Consider the following 14,260-nt stretch of genomic DNA (forward strand, 5'->3'; position numbering starts at 1 on the left):
TGTCCCTATGATCCGTGTGCCCGATCAGGTTCTGCGCAGCTCGAGAATATGTTCGCGCAAAGCGTCGCCTGCCTTGTTGATGAAACTGACGTAGAACGCCTTGCCCAGATGCAACAACGGAGACCCGCTCAGTGAATCTGCCGCTGCATCGACCCCCAAGGCACCAGCCTCTTGCGCCAGGTTCTCCAGGTTGCTGGCATGCAGCGCCTCGTCGCAGGGCTGCTGATGGCATGTGGAAATCAGATATTCCATTGCAGCCTCCTCAAGTGCTGCATAGAGGTGAGTATCCAGCGCAATCAGCGTCTCGCGAACAAGCCCTGGGTCGACTCCCTGCGCTTCCAGGAGCGGGCGGACTCGCGTTTCGGCAAGCGCCAGGAAATCTGCATGGGTATAGCCGGGCATAGGCGCAAATACACCCGCCGGCAACTCGTCGGCACTGCCTGGCTGTTGTTCTGGGTAATGGTCGTCTTGCATGGGCTACTCCCGGTGGCGAATTTGATGATAATGGGACAGCCCTGAGCTCAGAGGCTGCCTGTCATGCTCATAGCGCGTGCGATGGCCTAGCCAGCAGCGCCGCGTTCATTCTGCAGCGCTCTTTCGGCTGCCCGGTAAAGCAATGTCAGGTCTGTGCGAGCGTCCAGCACGTCGGCATGGAACACAGCGGCGACAAAGGGCGCTACCCGGAAGAAGTCTGGGGGCTCTTTGGGCGGCGTGCCATGGATTGGAAAGATCGGGTTCGCCGGGGCCGCCAGCTGGAACTCATAGCCAAAACCACCCAAGCCGGTGCTCACCGACAGCGCCTGGGCCAGGCAGAGTACTGACACCAGTCCAATGTCAGCGACATCATCGGCGTACAGCGCTCCGCCATCGTAGACGAACTGCTCGCCACGGACGATTGCTTGGTCAGCCAGACCAGTCAACAGCCGCCGGAGTTGGTCTTCAAGTGGGTCGTCAACCATGTGTAGCCTCCGCTAGCAGCGAAATGGGTTGCACATCACATTGCGCAGGCATCTGCGCGTCACCGTCCAAGACCCTCAGGCTTCTGAAAAATTCCTGAGTCTCGGTACTGCGCGTCTTGGTACGCACTCACTTATCGTCTTGATTGCCGACCGTCGAGCGGTCTGTCGCATAGGGCTCGCCGGTACGGGATGCGGCACTGCCCCTCCTCTCACCGCCATCGCCGCCCTGCGCGGCAGAAGACGACGCGGCGCCGGTGTCACCTGCCAGGGTTGCCCCGGCAGGCGTCGATGCCTCGCTAAATGCCTGGCCTTGCCCGCCTACGCCTGCCGACCCGCCCGTCGAGGCTGCAGGTTCACTGCCTGCGCTGCCGCCCGCGTCGCTACCAACTGGGGCCGAGCCGCCAGCCATCGACTCCTTGTAGGCCTTGATGCGGGCGTCAGCACCTTCGCTGAACGCCGCCTTGCCTTCGGCGCCGGCGGTTGAAAAGGCCTGCTTGTAATCGGCCCCCGCCTGGCTTGCCGCACCCGCCAGGCCGGCACCTGCCGAGAGGGCACCGGCTGTGAGACCGTCACGCAGACGTGCGCCAGATGAACCGCCCTCCGAGCTGCGAAATGACTGCACACCCGCCCGCCCTGCCGACAACGCCGCCCCGCCGACGTTGCGCGCAGCACGGCCTGTAGCTCCGACCGTGCCGGTAACGGCTCGCCCCAGCCCGACACCAGCCGCTTCTGACAGCTTTTCCCCGAAGGTACGCTTGTCCTTTTGGCCCTCCTGGCCACCTTCACCGCCACCACCCGAGGCCTTGGGAGCGCCGCCACTGACGCCCTGGCTGTTGGCATTGAGGAGCGCCTGCCGTCCACCGCCACCTCCACCGCCGCCTCGACCGCCTCGACCGCCTCCACCGCCACCGCCACCGCCTTGCGGACCATCGGGCGGGCTGCCGTCTGGTGGCGACAATTTGTTCTGCCCTTTGTCGCCACCCAGGCGCATACCTGTGCCTGCACCCTGAACCTTGGACCCTGCGCCCGCCATACCACCACGCATGTCATCCACAGCGCTGGTCTCGCCCATGCTTGGAAGCCCACCACCGATCCAGCTCAGCACCGTGTCTGGCAGCGTTTGCGGCAAACCGAACGTCATGTACAGCACCGGTAGCAATGTCAGGCCGAAGACCATGAACCACCAGGCAAATGTCAGGAATTCCGAGATGGCCCCCACATTGCCGGACGATGTAACGACCGCGCCGCGCATGGCGAAAAAGCCTGTGGCGATATAGTCGATCACCGGGTCCGACACCAATACAGCTGCAAACAGGCCAAGCACCGCCAGGGCAGGACGAGCGAACAGTGACAACAGCAACAGGTAACCTTGCGTCTGCGAGCCCACAAAGGTGCGATCCGGTGTCATGTGCATCACGGCCCACAGGGGTGCGGCGATGATCGACTGCAGAACCGCCAGCACCCAACCAACGAACACGATCATGAACAAGGTATAAGGGAGGCTGGGCAGGAATACCGCGAAGTAGAAAGCCAGCGGCTCCATATAGCTGGCCATAAGCGCCAGCTGCTTGACCGGCACCTCGAGCACCCAATCCCACAGAGGGGTTACTACCTTGTCCAGATCAAGGCCGTTACCCAGCCCCTTGACCGAGGAAAGCGTACCCGCCAGCACCCGGATGGCAGTGCCTGCCGTCTTGATCGCAACGTCCGCGACCAGGATGCCTGCCCGCGCAACGGTGAGGTAGTCACCCACGCATTTCATGCGGTTGAGCGAACCGCCCATTTGCCCCGCCGTACCGCAAAGGGGAGTCTGCCCGTTACCGCCTGCGCCTGTAGCGATTTCCACCACATTCAACATCACGCCGTTGACAAACGAGGACATCTTGGCGTCCATGTCGGAACGCAAGGAGCTCAGGTTGATATCGCTTTTGGGGTCCTTGGGGATCAGGCTGGCGATGTCGTCTGCCCTGGCTTTTCTCACCTGGCCACTGCCGGTTTCGGCCTCGGCCTTGGTATTGATTGCTTCGGCAATCGTGGTAACGCTATTGCTTAGCAGCGCGGCGCGTGCGTCCGCAGGCAACCCCCCCAGAGACGGTGGCCCCACAGTGCCCACTGGCTCCGCCAGCACGCCCATGATCTGCCCACGGACCATACCCACGCGCTGGAACCAGCCGCCGGCAGCGGCCCAGCCATCAACAGTCAACGTATCAATGAACCCCTTCAGCCCGCTGTCAACACCACCTTGGCCGTTGGTAACTTCAGCAGCGAGCTCAATCGTAAGCTGCTTTTCCCACTTTTGGACGATGTTATTGAGCCTATTGGAGTTCACCTCGTCCCATCCAGGGTCATTGATGGTGTACGGCCACTTCTCTACCCATGCATCCAGATCCTGCATCAGTGCAACGGCTGAATTCAGTTTTTTGTTCTGAACGCTCATCCTCAACTGCTCCAACGCCTGCGGAATGGCGCCCTCTACAGGTCGCGCTTCAAACTTGAAAAGTTTCATCGTGCCGCACACCGGTGAACCGCCGGCCAGGTTGCTCACATCGTTACGGTCTTTGAACTCATAGGTGGACTCCGTGCGCCCGTCGATGACAGCCACCTTGTCGGCAGGCGCGCCCTGTCCTGGCTTCGCCTGGAACAGGAAACTAGGTCCACTGGGGCCTTTGTAGATCTCAGTGGCGGCCCTCATGCAATAGGAGGCACTGACATACTGCCGGGCGAAATCGCGCAACCCATAAAAGGCACCCGGTGCATTCACGCCCGCGACGATGCCGTTTGGCGACAACACGCCCATTGCCATGCCGGCCTTGTAGGTGCCATTGGCAAAACCCACGCCCCAGAGCGAAAACATCAGCACGATGAGCTGGATGAAGGAAAACCCGCTGGTCGTCGGCAATAGCACAGCACCACCGGCGACAATTCGAACGGGCGTCCACAGGGATGACCAGCTCTTGCCCATCGCCTCACCGTCGTTCGCCGTATTGGTCACGCCCATCACAGCGACATAGGAAACGATCAGCGAGCCAATGATCAGGATACCGCTGTTGAAGAAGCTGAACATGGTAGCGAGGATGTTGGCGCTGGCCTCTGCATTGCTGGGATCAATCCCCTTGACCAACGACATCACGACCGGCCCGAAGATCTTTTCAAGCATTAGAACCGACTGGTCGGTGCAATTGCTTGCATCGCTGCACGGAGAAAACGGCATCTGGGCCATTGTGAATACCTACCTGAATCGATTTGCGCGCGGTTGATCGAAAACGTTCGCGACGAATTTCCCTTGGATGCTCCGTCGTCCCTGAGCAGCCGACCGCCTTCCTGACCAGCCCAGAATGCGACTGCAGGTGACGATCAACGTGAGCCATGGCGCCCAATGGAGAGCCATGTCCAGCAGATAGCTAAGACGAGGCCATGGTAAACCAAAAATAACTTAATTATCAAAATATTGTTGTCAGAGAAAACTAACAAACCTGTTTTGTGAACTGTTCGGCATTTTTCGGCTGAACAGATGAGATTTTCTATTTTTCATGAATTTCAATAAAATATTGATTACAGCAATATAAAATCAAATATCATTAAAATGTTACTTTTTTCTCCGCAAAATCAGAGGAAATAGAGTTTTTTTTGCCAACAACCTCAATGGCAAACGCGGCAGAGAACGTTACCTACCTGCGCCTGCTGCCCGCCCATCGGAGGCACCCATCCAGTCCACCACAAACACCAAACGCCAAAATCAGAAGCCTCCTCACACCCCTTTAAACCGGGGACTTGGCAGCAATCTTGTAGATACCGGGACATCCTTCGATCACACTATTTCTCACGCCAAGGAGGGATATCGAAAATTACAAAAAAAACCTGAATGACACGCTTGGATCAGAAGAAATAACAAAGAAGAAATGCTATGGTCTTTCGAGATGGGTAATCCCAGCCTGCCAAGGGCTCCCCACAGTACCTACCTGGGCATGAAAGCCCTGCAAGAAACGACGGACACAGATGCAGCTATCAATACGTGATGCGAGCCGATTTGTGATTGGCGCCGGGCTAATGCAACAGCAAGCTATCGAGGCATCGGGCAACCCGGCGATAACTTTTGAACATGTGGCGCTGGCCGCCCTGCGCGACGGGCCTGATGGCGAAAAGGTCCGATACACCATCGACGTGCTAGCCGAGCAGGAAGCTGGCTGGCTGCGCAATACACCGCCACATACCTTGCGCTCGGACCGGGTGATGCAAAGCCGTGCCGCCGAAACCCGAGCGTTTACAGCCATCCACCGCGCCGTCGTGAGCGTGGTGCAATTCGAAGCAGCGGGGCCCACCGAGAAACGCGCGGCAGAGGGATCGCTTAGGCAATCACTGCTTGGCGTGCTTGAGGCCATCGATAATGCACCCGGCTCCCGCGCAGATCGCGAAGGCCTGCTGGAGAACCTGCGTATTCAGATAGATGCGGTCGCATCCGACACCGAATTCATGAAGCGGGCATTGCGCGACAGCGAGCAGGCCTACCTGGCCGCCGATCTGGACAAGACCTTTGCCCGGTACAACCACCCAACGCTGCCGCGCAGCGATGGGCTCGACGAATACAGCATGTAATAGGCCCCGCCATGCCCACAGCACAGGATTTCCAAAGCTGCACCGCCTCGGTGTTTCCCTCTCAGGCATCCGAAATCGTGATTGCCAAGCAGCCGGTACTGGTTGATTACGGCCACGACCTTCGCGCGGTTATCAACCAGCTACCCCCTGAAGCTTCGCGCATGCTCATGGGGGAATATGGCTCTGCAGGGCCATCACTGGTTAGCGAAATCGAGCAAGGGATTCTGACGCGGGAGTTCGCGTTCGAGCACGCCGCCCAGCAAGCCAATCTCAGTCAGGATTGGCTGAATGCTGCAGAGGGCCACCATCACGGCATTGATGAGTCCGTCGCCGCGGCGGACGATGCGTGGAACAACTCACCTTGAGCCACCCTGCCCCTAACAGGGCTGCCAGGCAGCCCCACAGCAAGCCGGCTTAATACGCTTTAAACAAACAAGCGTGTTACCGAGCAGCGTTCGTGAACTTGTAGGCGCTGTTTTTGCAGCTTAACGACGCTACCGTGAAACGTACTTCGTGTTGCGCGTAATCGGCAGAAGAAATGTTTGCCGGCTTGCGCCCTTTATCCACAGCGCCCTTAGGTATCAGCACGGCATCACACAACGTCATGTCTCCGACACGCGTATTCAGGGCGGCAGCTTTTGAGCGCATCTTCGCTTCGAAATCGCCGTCGTTGATAACCACTGGGGTGCGAGCGGGCGTCGTTACCAAAGCATAGTCCTGGCCCTTCGCCTCACCCAGAAAACCCACAGTGATGTACAGGTTGCGGCCGTTATCGAACCTCGGCATGCCAGTGAAGCGGGTCGTGAATTGATTTTGAGCAGCCAGCTGGCTGATGGTGCGAGCCGTCAACGACTGCCAATAGGCGCGCGGCGGGTTGACTGCATCGTAGGCGGGCGCAGCCCTATCATAAGGCTTGCCGGCGCTTTTCAAGTCATCCTGCCTGATCAGGTAATACTGCTGGCAGTCATCACTGACTTTTGCATCCAGGGGCTTGCCTGACTTGGCGCTGTAGAGCATCGCAGCAGCACACTTGTATTCGTACCTGCCACCCAGATAAAGATACTGCCCATTACCCAGCGGGTTAAGCACGGGAATCAGATCCAGCTCGCCGCCAGCCGCACCACCTGCAAGCCCGTTGACTACCCCGTTCGGCATCATTGAGGTCAGGGAACTGACGGTCTCATCGGAAAAACGAATCTTGGTGGTGCCGTCTGGCATCTGCTCGGTGGTGACACAACCTGCCATGGCAACGGTGGCCACCACGGGCAGGATGAGTTTGCACTTGATCATGCGCGCATCCTTACATTAGAAATCGGCTGGAACTCGCTCAGAAAAAGCGGCCCATGTCTTGCTGTTTGGCTGTTGCCTGACGGGTTTCGCGTAGCCTGCTGACCACATTACCCGGCTGCATCGGTACTGGATCGCCACACGGCTCACCCACGTCGATCACAAAGCCATCACCTACGCTCACGTTGACGAACTGCACCTGCCTGGCAGCCGCCATCAGTTCACGCTTGCCCGCCTGATCGACGAAAATGCCCAGCGACAGCGGCGGCATGTGCGAATCCATGAGTGCTATGCCGTCCACCGACAGGTAAAGCCGGTCGGACACACTCGCTGCCTGAAACGGCATGACCGAGGCCCATGCCGCCTCGAAAGGCTGCACCCCCACATAAAGGGTGTCGCCTTCCAGCGCAAAACTGAAGCGCCCACTTTGCATGGGTGACAGCAGCATGACCTGATGATGCTCAGGGTGACGCTGCATTTCTTCACGCGGAAAATTGGCTGCCCAGCGCAGCAGGTTCGTGTAACCCACTACTTGCCTGGCTGCACGGGCTATGCGGGCCCTCTCATGGGGCGCAACGGCCGGTCCCACATCCCTATGGCCCTGATTCGACATCAGCATCAGCCCTCGTGTTTTTTACGTTTTTCCAGCATCCCGAAGAAGTCATCGAGAATCTTGTTCAGCATTTTTTGCGGCGTGTGACCAAAGTGTTTGGCATGCTGCGATACACGCTCGTGGTTATCATTGCGCAACGTATAGGCATTGGAAGGATCCTTTTTCCGATTGCGGAACGAAATAAGCCCCGAGCGCCGCGCCATCGACATCATGCGCTCGTAGTCGGTGTGCGATATGTGGAACTTCTTGCGGATATCCACCTTGGTCAAGCGCTCATCCGCCTTCATCAGCCTGACTGACTCAAGCATCAGGTTGTGCAACTGGTTGAGCCTGACCAGATGGTTGAAACCACTGTCTATCTGGCCGCGCTCGACAGCGCCACGGTCGGTATCCGGGCGCGCCAGCCCGCTGGAAAGGTTTTTCAGCACCACCTCATCGGATAAGTCGAGCGGGTTGCGGTTCTTCTTTGTTTCCTTGAAATCCGGGGACTCGCCACTCAGGTAATACACTGAACCCTGTTTGGCAATCTCGACCTCCAGGAAGGAGCAGGCCACCATGAAAATGTCCTCGGTGCACAGCTTGCGCGACACACCTTGCTGGACAACCTCACGGCTCTGGGCTTCACCGGGCGCACGCAGGGCGGCGTGGGTGTGCTTGGTTCTCTGGATATCCTGAACCATGTTGAAGTAAGACTTCAGGGGCAGCACTTTGTCAGACAGGTTGACCAGCGGGTACAACTCTTTGACTGTGTCTGCCAGCACATCTGGCGAGGGGACCAGCAGCGACCTCAGGCCCTGGGCGAGGGACAACAATTGTGCCCCATCTTTCACATCATTCGCGGGTCGCATATACGTACCTAAGGTTTTCCAATCCACAATAATCTACAGGTGCTGAGCAGCCGGCAACCCTTGCTCGCAGAGAGCATGAGTGCGACCTCAGGCAGAGTCAGCCTGCCCGTTGTCTCCAGCCCTGAAAGCATCTCCTGCAGCAACCGCCAGGCGAATGTGGCACGACGAATGCGGGCGGCGACCAGACCTACGCCCGCACAACAGCCAAAAGCATAATCTGCCCCTGAAAAGGGCCGGTACTCCCTTCACTGCGGTGCCAAGCAACCGAGATCACCACCCTGGCCAGGGTCAAGCCCCATGGACTGCAGCGTCTGCTTGGTCAACTCAACCTGCGCCTTGATCGATTCCGGGTCATTCGCCAACTGCTTCGCAACTGCATTTTCAATCGGCGACTGGGTGGACGCAAGCTGTGAAAGCGTCGCCAACACTGCAACCACCAGCACGGGCGGTACAACCCACGCCAACACTGTCTTGCGCCTACGCGACTTTTCGTGTCTGGCAGCGTCGGCGGCTGCCTGTTCGCGCAAAGCCCTGCGTGATGGTGCAGGTGCCACGCCACTCGCATATGGCGCACCGGCGATGGCCTCTAACGCAAGTGCCTGCGGTGGCGCTGCCGATGCAGAAGCCGCCTCGCGCTGGTAAAAGTCTACAAGTGCATCGTTCAAGCGCTCGGACAAAGCCTGGCGCACGGTGTAAGCCACAAGCACCGGATCAACATGGCTCAACGAACCCTTGCGATCGGTTTCCGCGTGGAACACCAGCTGCATCTGCGCCAGTTCATGGGAGTGAATCGCACCCGCCGCATCGCGTACGGCGAGGCTTGCTGTACCGCTCAATTCACGCTGATGACCATTGTCTGCAGCGACTTCAAAGCCATCTACCACCAATGACAACTGATCAAACACCCTCGGCACACGTACGGTACGCGTCGCGCGCATTACATCGTTCGGGCTCTGGCTATCGAACACTACCCAAAGATGATCGGCGGCGCCAAAAATGCGCAAGCCTGGGTCAAAATCAATAGTCGGGGCTTTGGTTTTCATCCGCTCTACTCCTTAAAGTTTCCCAAAGATGTCTTCAAGCACGACGGCTTGTGAAAGCCCCGTCATCATCCTTGGCTTCCCTGTACGATGATCAATGAAGAACGCAGCAGGTACACCCGCCTGGTCCTTGCCGTTGTTGTCGAAGGCCGCGAACAGGAAGGCAAGGTTGGTGCTCAATTGCTCCACGGTTTCAGGCGACGGCTCGGAGCGGATCGGCTCGTGCTTGCCGAGTACCCGCGCCAGCGTCTGCTTGTCGTTGGCTTGCAGGATCGTGGCAGCCAGCGGCACGCCTTCTGCGGGGTTACCCAGCGCTGCTGATGGAATCCACTTGATGGTATGGCCCTTGGCCGCATATGCCCGGGTCAGGTTGTATGCCTCACGGCAGAACGGGCAGCGCGGGTCGATGATGATGTACACGGTGTCGCCGATACCGCCCTTGCCTTCCTTGACACCTGCAAGCGAGTCAACAGTCTTCATGGACTCGGGAATATCGCCCTTGTAGGTGCCATCCATTGCTGCCGCTTCGTGGACATTGGCGCTCTCCACCGGCGACATCAGAGGGGCGACAGGAACTGCCGGCACAGCTGCGGCTACCGGCGCAGGCGCCGGGCCTGGCATGTGGGCGACACCCGGCAAGAACGCATCAGAAATGTTCGCACCGGTCTGCGCGTTCCAAGCAACGCCCGTGAACAGCACAGCAGAGTCAGGGGTGCTGAACAACACGACCTGGTGACCATTCTTCTCTACGGTCCAGGCAGTAAGGCCACCCAAGCCAACAGGGCGGGCTTCTACAATGCGCCCATAGCGCGAAACCCGCTGTGCAGTAACGTCGCTGAGTGCTTGCTGGGCCGCCGGCGCAGCGCCCTGAGCGGTAATGAAAGCAGATAGGTCTTCCGATTGTTGGGGTGCCGCTTGAGCCGTGCCAACAAACGCCGCAAGCGTCAGCACTGCGCTCACAGTTCTGGCAATCACACCGATCATCTTGCAATGTCCTTATTAATAATCCAATACGACCATATTCTAACAAAAACAAATAAAAAGACACTAAATTAATAAAAAAGGCCATCTTGAGTGATGGCCTTTTGAAACCTTTTCTGCTCCGTTCAGTAAACGCTAACCCTCGTGAACATCCCCGCTGTCCTGCCTCTCGATCACCAGCGCCTCATAGCGTTTCTTGTCCGCATCCGTGTAACGATAAGCACCCATTGCCTGATCAAGCCCGTTGACCGCCTTGTCCAGTTGCGGTTCAGACAGCGACACCCCCGCTTTGCACTCATAAAGAAAGTGAGAAAGAATGCCTGGAGCTTCAGGGAAGCTCGCCTGCCGCCCGATCGTTTGCAAGGCATACCACATGTCCCTGTCAAAAAAACGAAGCCACCGCAGCTCCGCCGGGGGCAAAACCCCAAGGCGACGAGCCTGGAAGAACATGGCAAACACTATGGTCCTGACAAATGCATGAGCATGCAGAATTGCACTGGCATTGGGATGCTTTATGTACTTCTGGATGACTGCCCGTGGCTCGTCGAGCACCAGGTCAGGTTTCAACCAGGCGTAAGGCTCGGTTGCGCCATTGCCTTTGCCAGCCTTGGTCGCAGGCGGCGTGAACTGGGCCCAGCACCACGCGATCATGCGCTCACTGTCTGCCATCGCTGCCTTGAATGCCTTGTCGTCCAGCGATGTGTCCGTCGCTACCACGCGCGGTAGCGCAATGGCGACCAACAGCGTCTCGGCCGGGTTCAGGTTAGCGACCCTTGTCCAGTGCTGCCCCAACTGCCGACGCATCACCTCATACGCCTTGGCACGATCCAGGGTTGGCGACCAACTGCGGTCAGCCTGTTGCTGCCAGCCACAGATCAACAGGTGCTTGTAGGCAAATTGCCGCGACGTCTGCGACATGCCGAACACCGGATGGTCAAGCGGCTGCGAAATCAGATCAAGCTCTGCGAACATGCGCAAGTGCGGGTAGTGCGCCTTGCTCTCCTGCACAAAACTCTTGATGTTGTGTGTACGGGTAAACTTGAGCTTGGGATGCGTTTTGTTGATACGCATGAACATCCGTACTGACAGTACCGCGATGATCAGCAGCCAGAACGCATTGATGTACAGCGAGGATGAAGTGATTTCGCTCCAGGCCACAGTCGAAAAATCACGCTGGCACGCCCCTGCCAGCCCATCGGGCGCACACATACGTCCCACCCATGCGCTGATTGCCGAAAAACCCGGAAGCGAAGCCAGGTCGCCCAGGGCACTCGGCAGCCAGAGTTCCACGTAACGGATATAGGCATACGCGGCAGAAATCTTGTCATGGGCGAAATACCAGGCGCCCCAGCCACCGCCATAAAGCACCACCATGATGCCCAGCAATATGGCGGGGTCATCCCAGGTGAAGCTTCTCTGCCCCCCTCCCTGCTGTTTCATTCCGACCTCCTGCGGTAGCGGCCTGGTAACGTGCCGGTCATCCCTGCTTCCTTACCTGATTAGTTCTCTGAGAAGACTGTGGGTCGTGCGCACACGCCCAACCATAAACACACCCGCCTGCCGGAAGACCGCGCCCACTGTCATCTTCTTGACCACTTCGATGTACACCAGGACGACCGTCATGCACAGCGCCAGTGGCAGCAGAAACTTCCAGAACGCAGGTACCAGCAGCAGCAGCAACCAAGGCAATGCTGCACTCGCATTGATCACGAAAAAACGCGCAGGGGGAGCGCTTCTGCTCCAGTGGTAGCGACCTGTAGCCATAATTTCTCCAAGATTCGTATGGGTTCAAATGCCAATGGCTTACCCGTGGCGAAGGTCAGCCGCAGTCTGTTCGCTGATAAGCCCTGCGGCGAGCAGCCGGTCTGCCTCGGCAGCGAAAGTGTGGCCCTCTTCGCGAACGAATTCAGCCACTCGCTGGGTTACCCGCCCCATGTCGGTCAAGTCCATCAAGCTATCGCGGACCTGCTCGGTAAACCTCAGCCACGAACGTGCCGCCGTACGCTTGCCGTCCACCGTAGGCACCAGCTTCTGGGCCATCATGAAACGACTGGTATCGACCAGGTCATAGATCGCAGTTGCCCGCTCCTGCTCAGGGAATCGGGAAATCATCCGGCGCATGATAGCCGCCACATCCTTGGCGTGTACGGTGCCAAATACAGGGTGCCCGGTGAGCGACAATTCCACCGCTGCACGGATCGTTTCCTGATCGCGCAACTCACCGATCACGCATAACCCAGGCGCACGCCGCATGGCTTCGCGGTTAGCGCGGTAGAAGTCCTTGAAGTGCGTCGGGATCTGCGACTGCACGAAGATCGAGTGCGTGCTCTGGATCCTTTCATAGGTGAACTCAATCGGCTCTTCATGGCTGATCAGGTTGCCCTTGATTGGGGTATCGTTCTCAAGGATGAAGCGGTTGATTGCGGCGAACGTGGTGGTCTTGCCATGCCCGGTCGCGCCGGCAATGTAAACGATGCCGTCCCGAGGCGTGGCCATACGTACGATGTCTTCGCTAAGGCCAACGTCTTCGATTCTGGGGGGGTCGTCCGGGATGGCCCGAATGACGATCTGACACGATGTGTCACCATGACAGGCAACGGGCGAAGCATTCACCCGGTAGGCGTAGCGCAAGCGTGCGCCCCGGGCATCCTTGCGTTGTGGATCGAACAGCTCGTAGCGCTCGTTGACGGCCGTGCCAGAGACAATATCGGTGGTCGCGGTGTCACGGTTGGCTGCCATCTTCAGCAACTCATTGACCTCACCGACATCAAGGGGGCGTCGGGTCACGGCGTATAGCTTTCCGTACTTCTTCACAACCACAGGCAGCGCAGGCTGGATGAAGACGTCGCTGACGCCATGGCTAAGGGTTTCGAGCATCATCGCCTTGAACTGGTCCGCTCGGTCAAAGCGGAACGGGTCTTCGTACGTTGTCCGCCGCTCCAGCCGCTCGATAAGAGCGCCTGGCTCAAGCGCCATCGCGTCTTCGTGGAAGTGCTGTTTCATCGAGCCGGGGCCTGCAGTGCGCCATTGGCAGGCACCGCAAACGCCTTGGCCGGCGCCTGCGCACCAGGCGCGGGCGCAGTTGCAGCCTTGACGGCAGTGCCAGGCGCCTTGCTGCGCCGCACGGGGTCAGCCGTGCCGGAAGATGCGATCGAACTGCGCCACACATTCATGTTGTCGTTGAACTCAGGCAGGGCGGTAATGCGCAGCAAAGTCTCGTCGACCGCCATGCTCCGCCCGTCCTTGGTCACCGGTATCGCCGCCCCGGAGATGATCGGCAGTGTCACTTGCCCATGACGGGCGAATTCGCTGAAGCGGCGCATGCCGTCGATGTCTCGGTTCATCCGGTCAAGGCCATAGGTGAGCATAAGATTGGCCTGCTCTACGCCCTGAGTCCAGCCATCACGCACGGCCAGCTTCCACACCCGCTCCTCCTCGTCATTGCGTGGCACAAGGGCAGAAACCAATGAAGTACGATCGAAGCTTGGCAGAGGGAAGCTGAGATATTCCCGCCAGTTGGGTGGCACGGAGGAGAACCTTGCCTGTGACTCGATTTTGTACGCAGCACCCGAAAGGCGCAGGGTATAGTCGCCATCCTGGTTGTACAGGTGACGTGCCTCGGTGATCACCGGCGGTACCACACGGTCCTGGATCATCAGGGTGCTGAAGTCGTACACCGTATCGAATTCGCGCTCGCGCAGTTTCAACGCCTTGTTGATGTTGGTCAGCTGCCAGGCCAAGCCAGCCTTCACACCCACCTGCAGCGCAGCATCCAGTATTGCCTCGCCGCGCGCCGCGGACGCCTGGTTTTTCTCATCCCGCATGGCCTCTACGGCCGACCTGGCGTCATCGGGCTCGCCTTGCTTTTGCACATATGCAGGCTTGTCGTAAAGGCGCTCGGCATCCTCGAGCGTCATCGGTGGCATGTCCATTGCCATG

14 protein-coding genes are annotated in these 14,260 nt (G+C 58.6%); 2 read left to right on the plus strand and 12 right to left on the minus strand.

The annotated features are described in order from the left end of the window. Positions 1 to 24 precede the first annotated feature (24 nt). From PPA02S_RS12025 to PPA02S_RS12035, 3 genes are all read right to left on the minus strand, one after another. On the minus strand, positions 25 to 474 hold the full coding sequence (locus PPA02S_RS12025) for a hypothetical protein (protein WP_028632681.1): 450 nt from the start codon (positions 472 to 474) through the stop codon (positions 25 to 27). Between the two features lie 86 nt (positions 475 to 560). Next, positions 561 to 959 carry a hypothetical protein gene (locus tag PPA02S_RS12030; protein WP_028632682.1) on the minus strand — a complete coding sequence of 133 codons (399 nt, stop codon included), beginning with the start codon at positions 957 to 959 and terminating at the stop codon, positions 561 to 563. Between the two features lie 127 nt (positions 960 to 1,086). Further along, positions 1,087 to 4,179 carry a DotA/TraY family protein gene (locus tag PPA02S_RS12035; RefSeq protein WP_080667828.1) on the minus strand — a complete coding sequence of 1,031 codons (3,093 nt, stop codon included), beginning with the start codon at positions 4,177 to 4,179 and terminating at the stop codon, positions 1,087 to 1,089. Between the two features lie 827 nt (positions 4,180 to 5,006). Here PPA02S_RS12035 and PPA02S_RS12040 point away from each other — a divergent pair. Then, complete coding sequence (locus PPA02S_RS12040) at positions 5,007 to 5,552, plus strand: hypothetical protein (protein ID WP_236408492.1); 546 nt, start codon at positions 5,007 to 5,009, stop codon at positions 5,550 to 5,552. Positions 5,553 to 5,563: 11 nt separating this feature from the next. Further along, on the plus strand, positions 5,564 to 5,917 hold the full coding sequence (locus PPA02S_RS12045) for a hypothetical protein (RefSeq protein ID WP_028632684.1): 354 nt from the start codon (positions 5,564 to 5,566) through the stop codon (positions 5,915 to 5,917). 76 nt (positions 5,918 to 5,993) lie between these two features. Here PPA02S_RS12045 and PPA02S_RS12050 read toward each other — a convergent pair whose 3' ends face one another. The 9 genes from PPA02S_RS12050 to PPA02S_RS12090 all read right to left on the minus strand — a co-directional run bounded on the left by PPA02S_RS12050 (position 5,994) and on the right by PPA02S_RS12090 (position 14,259). Then, on the minus strand, positions 5,994 to 6,842 hold the full coding sequence (locus tag PPA02S_RS12050) for a hypothetical protein (RefSeq protein ID WP_028632685.1): 849 nt from the start codon (positions 6,840 to 6,842) through the stop codon (positions 5,994 to 5,996). Positions 6,843 to 6,879: 37 nt separating this feature from the next. Next, positions 6,880 to 7,368: a hypothetical protein gene (locus PPA02S_RS12055; RefSeq protein ID WP_245614682.1), complete on the minus strand. Its 489-nt coding sequence runs from the start codon at positions 7,366 to 7,368 to the stop codon at positions 6,880 to 6,882. An 89-nt stretch (positions 7,369 to 7,457) separates the two neighbouring features. Beyond that, positions 7,458 to 8,327, minus strand: coding sequence for a hypothetical protein (locus PPA02S_RS12060; RefSeq protein WP_245614684.1), 870 nt, complete (start codon positions 8,325 to 8,327; stop codon positions 7,458 to 7,460). A 218-nt stretch (positions 8,328 to 8,545) separates the two neighbouring features. Next, positions 8,546 to 9,343 (minus strand): hypothetical protein, encoded by a 798-nt coding sequence (locus tag PPA02S_RS12065; RefSeq protein WP_028632688.1) that lies wholly within the window; start codon positions 9,341 to 9,343, stop codon positions 8,546 to 8,548. Positions 9,344 to 9,355: 12 nt separating this feature from the next. Continuing rightward, on the minus strand, positions 9,356 to 10,324 hold the full coding sequence (locus PPA02S_RS12070; RefSeq protein WP_028632689.1) for a thioredoxin domain-containing protein: 969 nt from the start codon (positions 10,322 to 10,324) through the stop codon (positions 9,356 to 9,358). Positions 10,325 to 10,456: 132 nt separating this feature from the next. Then, the gene (locus PPA02S_RS12075) at positions 10,457 to 11,761 is read right to left on the minus strand and encodes a secretion/conjugation apparatus DotM-related subunit (protein ID WP_028632690.1); all 1,305 of its coding nucleotides are present in this window, start codon (positions 11,759 to 11,761) and stop codon (positions 10,457 to 10,459) included. Between the two features lie 51 nt (positions 11,762 to 11,812). Continuing rightward, positions 11,813 to 12,085 (minus strand): hypothetical protein, encoded by a 273-nt coding sequence (locus PPA02S_RS12080; RefSeq protein ID WP_169338808.1) that lies wholly within the window; start codon positions 12,083 to 12,085, stop codon positions 11,813 to 11,815. Positions 12,086 to 12,124: 39 nt separating this feature from the next. Beyond that, positions 12,125 to 13,324, minus strand: a complete 1,200-nt coding sequence (locus tag PPA02S_RS12085) for an ATPase, T2SS/T4P/T4SS family (protein WP_028632692.1) — start codon at positions 13,322 to 13,324, stop codon at positions 12,125 to 12,127. Continuing rightward, entirely contained in the window at positions 13,321 to 14,259 is a 939-nt protein-coding gene (locus PPA02S_RS12090; protein ID WP_245614686.1) for a type IV secretory system conjugative DNA transfer family protein, read from the minus strand. Before PPA02S_RS12090 ends, PPA02S_RS12085 begins: the two co-directional genes overlap by 4 nt. Between the last annotated feature and the right edge of the window lies 1 nt (position 14,260).

This window comes from Pseudomonas parafulva NBRC 16636 = DSM 17004 (assembly GCF_000730645.1).
In the GTDB taxonomy this organism is placed as follows: domain Bacteria; phylum Pseudomonadota; class Gammaproteobacteria; order Pseudomonadales; family Pseudomonadaceae; genus Aquipseudomonas; species Aquipseudomonas parafulva.